5 protein-coding genes are annotated in these 4,112 nt (G+C 71.8%); 4 read left to right on the forward strand and 1 reads right to left on the reverse strand.

Features of this window, described 5'->3' with window-relative positions:
• The 3 genes from ACWGH4_RS32355 to ACWGH4_RS32365 form a co-directional block, all read left to right on the forward strand.
• Window positions 1–558: SGNH/GDSL hydrolase family protein (locus ACWGH4_RS32355; RefSeq protein ID WP_453467143.1), on the forward strand; the 558-nt coding region annotated here is incomplete at its 5' end.
• Window positions 559–854: 296 nt separating this feature from the next.
• On the forward strand, window positions 855–2,075 hold the full coding sequence (locus ACWGH4_RS32360; protein ID WP_453467145.1) for an acetyl-CoA C-acetyltransferase: 1,221 nt from the start codon (window positions 855–857) through the stop codon (window positions 2,073–2,075).
• 378 nt (window positions 2,076–2,453) lie between these two features.
• Complete coding sequence (locus ACWGH4_RS32365; RefSeq protein WP_453467149.1) at window positions 2,454–3,347, forward strand: hypothetical protein; 894 nt, start codon at window positions 2,454–2,456, stop codon at window positions 3,345–3,347.
• A 68-nt stretch (window positions 3,348–3,415) separates the two neighbouring features.
• Here the strand turns inward: ACWGH4_RS32365 and ACWGH4_RS32370 are convergent, their stop codons facing one another.
• Window positions 3,416–3,739 carry a hypothetical protein gene (locus tag ACWGH4_RS32370; RefSeq protein WP_453467147.1) on the reverse strand — a complete coding sequence of 108 codons (324 nt, stop codon included), beginning with the start codon at window positions 3,737–3,739 and terminating at the stop codon, window positions 3,416–3,418.
• Window positions 3,740–3,837: 98 nt separating this feature from the next.
• Between ACWGH4_RS32370 and ACWGH4_RS32375 the strand changes: the two genes are divergently transcribed.
• Window positions 3,838–4,068, forward strand: coding sequence for a DUF4287 domain-containing protein (locus ACWGH4_RS32375; RefSeq protein ID WP_005316705.1), 231 nt, complete (start codon window positions 3,838–3,840; stop codon window positions 4,066–4,068).
• The last annotated feature ends 44 nt before the right edge of the window (window positions 4,069–4,112 follow it).

A 4,112-nucleotide genomic window follows, 5' to 3' on the forward strand; every position in this document is an offset into this window, starting at 1 on the left:
GGCGGGGCGGCGGCGGTGCGGCGGCTGCGGACGGCGGGCGCCGAGGTGGTCGTCGGCACCTGCCCCGACCTCGGGACGATCGAGCCGGTCTACCAGCCGCTGCGCTGGATGGCCCGCCGCGTGAGCCGCCAGCTGGCCGCGGCGCAGACGATCGTGGTGGTCGAGCAGGGCGGGCGGACGGTCTCGCTGGGCGATCTGCTCGGCCCGGAGTTCGCGGCGAACCCGCGGGAGATGTTCGGGGTGGACAGCTACCACCCGTCGGCGGAGGGCTACGCGACGGCGGCCATGGCGATGCTGCCGACGCTGTGCGCGGTGCTCGGCCTGTGGCCGGAGACCGACGTGCTGGACGCGGACCGGGACGAGGACATGCTGCCGGTGGCCCGGGCGGCCGCGACGGCCGCTTCCGAGGCGGGCACGGAGGTCACGGGCGCCCGCGCGCCCTGGGCCCTGCTCAAGCACCGCCGTCGCCGCCGTCTGCCTCCTGCCGCGGAGACCGCGTCCCCCGCCACCACGACGCACGCCGAGCCCGCCAGGGGTCACGCGGGCCCCACGCACTGATCGGCCGGGCGCCAAGGCCTGCCGTACGCGCTTCAGCGGTGTACGGCAGGCCCTTGCGTACGCGGCCTCGCTGCCTACCGACAGGGCCCCGTGGGAGGCGGGGCCGATGGGGGCGGAATCCGGGCGCAGTATCGGTTTCGGGGCCGTCCTCGGCGGGGAAGGGCAAGCCGGGAGGGGGCATAAGCAAGCGCCCGCTTAGAAAAGAGGCCCGCATCACACCATCCGCGCAGTGACCCGCGCGGTACGTACGGGTAACTTCCCAACCAGCCCTTCCGTCTTCCCCTCATGGAGCCGTGATGCCCGAAGCCGTGATCGTCTCTGCCGCCCGTTCCCCGATCGGCCGGGCCTTCAAGGGCTCGCTCAAGGACGTCCGCCCGGACGACCTGACCGCCGAGATCATCAAGGCCGCGCTCGCCAAGGTGCCCGAGCTCGACCCGCGTGACATCGACGACCTGATGCTCGGCTGCGGCCTCCCCGGCGGCGAGCAGGGCAACAACCTGGGCCGCATCGTGGCCGTACAGATGGGGATGGACCACCTCCCCGGCTGCACCGTGACCCGCTACTGCTCCTCCTCGCTCCAGACGTCCCGGATGGCACTGCACGCCATCAAGGCCGGCGAGGGCGACGTCTTCATCTCGGCGGGTGTCGAGACGGTGTCCCGCTTCGTGAAGGGCAACTCCGACAGCCTGCCGGACACGCACAACCCGTTCTTCGCCGAGGCGGAGGCCCGCACGGCCGCCGTCGCGGAGTCCGAGGGCTCCACGTGGCACGACCCGCGCGAGGACGGCCTGGTACCGGACGCGTACATCGCGATGGGTCAGACCGCGGAGAACCTGGCCCGCCTCAAGGGCATCACCCGCCAGGACATGGACGAGTTCGGCGTCCGCTCGCAGAACCTCGCGGAGGAAGCCATCAAGAACGGCTTCTGGGAGCGTGAGATCACTCCGGTGACCACGCCCGACGGCACGGTCGTCAGCACGGACGACGGTCCGCGCGCCGGAGTCACCCTCGAGGGCGTCCAGGGCCTGAAGCCCGTCTTCCGCCCCGACGGCCTGGTCACCGCCGCGAACTGCTGCCCGCTGAACGACGGCGCCGCCGCGCTCGTCATCATGAGCGACACCAAGGCCCGCGAGCTGGGCCTCACGCCGCTCGCCCGGATCGTCTCCACCGGCGTCTCCGGCCTCTCCCCCGAGATCATGGGCCTCGGCCCGGTCGAGGCGTCCAAGCAGGCCCTGCGGCGCGCCGGCCTGACCACGTCGGACATCGACCTGGTCGAGATCAACGAGGCGTTCGCCGCGCAGGTCATCCCCTCGTACCGCGACCTCGGCTTCGACCTGGACAAGGTCAACGTCAACGGCGGCGCGATCGCGGTCGGCCACCCCTTCGGCATGACCGGCGCGCGGATCACGGGCACGCTGATCAACAGCCTCCAGTTCCACGACAAGCAGTTCGGCCTCGAGACGATGTGCGTGGGCGGCGGCCAGGGCATGGCGATGGTCATCGAGCGGCTGAGCTGAGCCGTAGCGGAGGGTAGGGGTCGCCCGAGGAACGAGGGCGGCACCTGCCCTCAGCGGTGGCGAAGCGAACGCGACCCGACAACGCCCGCGGCTGAGCTGAGCCGTAGCGGAGGGTAGGGGTCGCCCGAGGAACGAGGGCGGCACCTGCCCGCAGGGCCCACCGTGGATCTCAGTTCGTGACTGAATCTCCCCCAGGATGTGACCTATCTCCTGGGGGAGACGCCTTTTTGCAGGTCAGGGCCGATCCGCCGGTAAACGCCGGGCACAAAGTTCTGTCCAATTGGTGACGTAATGCACTGACAGAGTGCGCGGGTTCATCGCAAGCTGATGTAGAAGTCGGGGGATCCGATTGAAACCGGGAGTAAGTCAGTGAGCGCCATGTCTCTTGCCCTGCTGCTGACCACGGCCGCCGCCACGGCCGTGGGCGCCGCTGCCCTGCACGCCGCCCACGGGCTCCGTAAGCAGGTGGCCGCCCTGCGCAGCGAGCTCGCCGAGGCGTCCGGGCCCGCCCGCACCGCCTCCGTACCCCAGGCCCGCACCAGTGATGCCGCCGAGATACGCGCGGCCGTCGCCGAGGCGCTCGCCGAGGAACGGGAGCGCGAGCTGGCCGAGGCACGGGCCTTCTGGGCCGCGCAGGAGGCGCGTGACGCCGCGGACGCCTCCGCCCGCTACTCCGGCGAGGGCTCCGGTTCCGGATCCGCGTCGGGGTCCGCGCTCGGCGGTCTGTCGGGCATCGGCGACGACATCCCGCCGTTCTACGTCCCGCGCCAGGCCGACTTCGTGGGCCTGGAGTCCATGGGCCTCGAGTCGACGGACCTGGAGTCGCTGGATCTGGACGGCGTCGACGGGCTCGACGAGATGGCCGACCTCCCCGAGGTCACCGAGTTCGCTGAGGACTCCCCCGAGCTGGCCGCCGCCCGCCGCCGGCACCCTTCCCACCCGGACTTCGTGCCGGTCCAGACGCCTGTCGTCACCGACCATGAGCGCACCGTGTCGAAGCTCGAGGAGCTGGCGGAGACGGGCATCGAGCTCGCGGACGTCCGCCCCGGCCCGCTGGGCACCCTGGACGTGTACGTCTTCGCCGACGGCACGACCCTGTGCATGACCCCGGGCCACCGGGAGACCGCAGAGCGCCTCGCGGACGCGCTGCGCGCGGGCACCGCGCCGGTGCTGCTGGGCGGTTCCGGTGTGTCGGGCGCGTACGCCCTGACGTTCTCCTGCGGCGACGAGAGCGTGTACATCCTCGCCGACCGCGTGATCGCCTCCCACTGAGCCACCGAGCCGCCGAGCCCGGCCGCTCGCCCGCCCGCCCCCGGATCCCGGGGGCGCCGCCCGGAGGGCTACAGCCCCGAGCGGTCGGCGGCGGACCGCACCAGCGCGATCGCCTCGTCCACTTCCCTTGACGCGCCCGGCACCGGCCGAAGCGCTTCGGCCAGATCGCGGGCGGCCACCATCAGCTGGTCCGCGACCGCGAACACCCCCGCGTCGGGCATGGTCCTCGGCTCCCGTCCGGGCTCCTCGATCCGCTGCGCCCTTTCCGCGAGTTCCCTGGCCAGGGCCAGCGCCTCCGCCGCCGCGCCCCGCTGGAGCCGGCTCTGCGGCGCGGCCCGCAGACGGTCCGCGAAGCGGTCCGCCGCGGCGATCAGTCCCGTCGTATCAAGCACGCCGCGACCCTACGCGCCCTCCCGGGACTGTTGCCAATACGCGCACGCTCAGGCACGGTGGCGTGAAGAGCACACGCGCAATGCGTCCGGAGGCGCCGATGTCCCAAGTCTTCTCCGAAGAGACCCACCGAAATCTGCTCTCCCGAATCCCCGAGTGCACCGGTCGTGACATCTCCGACTGGCTCCGCACCGTCGACGAAGGACCGTCTCTCTTCAATTTCGAGGAGAAGGTCAGCTGGCTCCGGGGCGAACACAACCTCGCGTACGGACATGCGAAAGCGATCATCCACGAGTACGACCTGAGGCGGGCCGCGCGCAAGCTGCTCTAGTGGCCTCAGGTGCCGCACACGAGGAAGGGCCCGCAGGCAGTGCC

It is taken from the genome of Streptomyces sp. NPDC054847 (genome assembly GCF_053610925.1).

Bases quoted from the DNA above. Each gene is read 5' to 3' on its own strand.
- ACWGH4_RS32360 (WP_453467145.1), top strand. From the start codon at position 855: ATGCCCGAAGCCGTGATCGTCTCTGCCGCCCGTTCCCCGATCGGCCGG.
- ACWGH4_RS32365 (WP_453467149.1), top strand. From the start codon at position 2,454: ATGTCTCTTGCCCTGCTGCTGACCACGGCCGCCGCCACGGCCGTGGGC.
- ACWGH4_RS32375 (WP_005316705.1), top strand. From the start codon at position 3,838: ATGTCCCAAGTCTTCTCCGAAGAGACCCACCGAAATCTGCTCTCCCGA.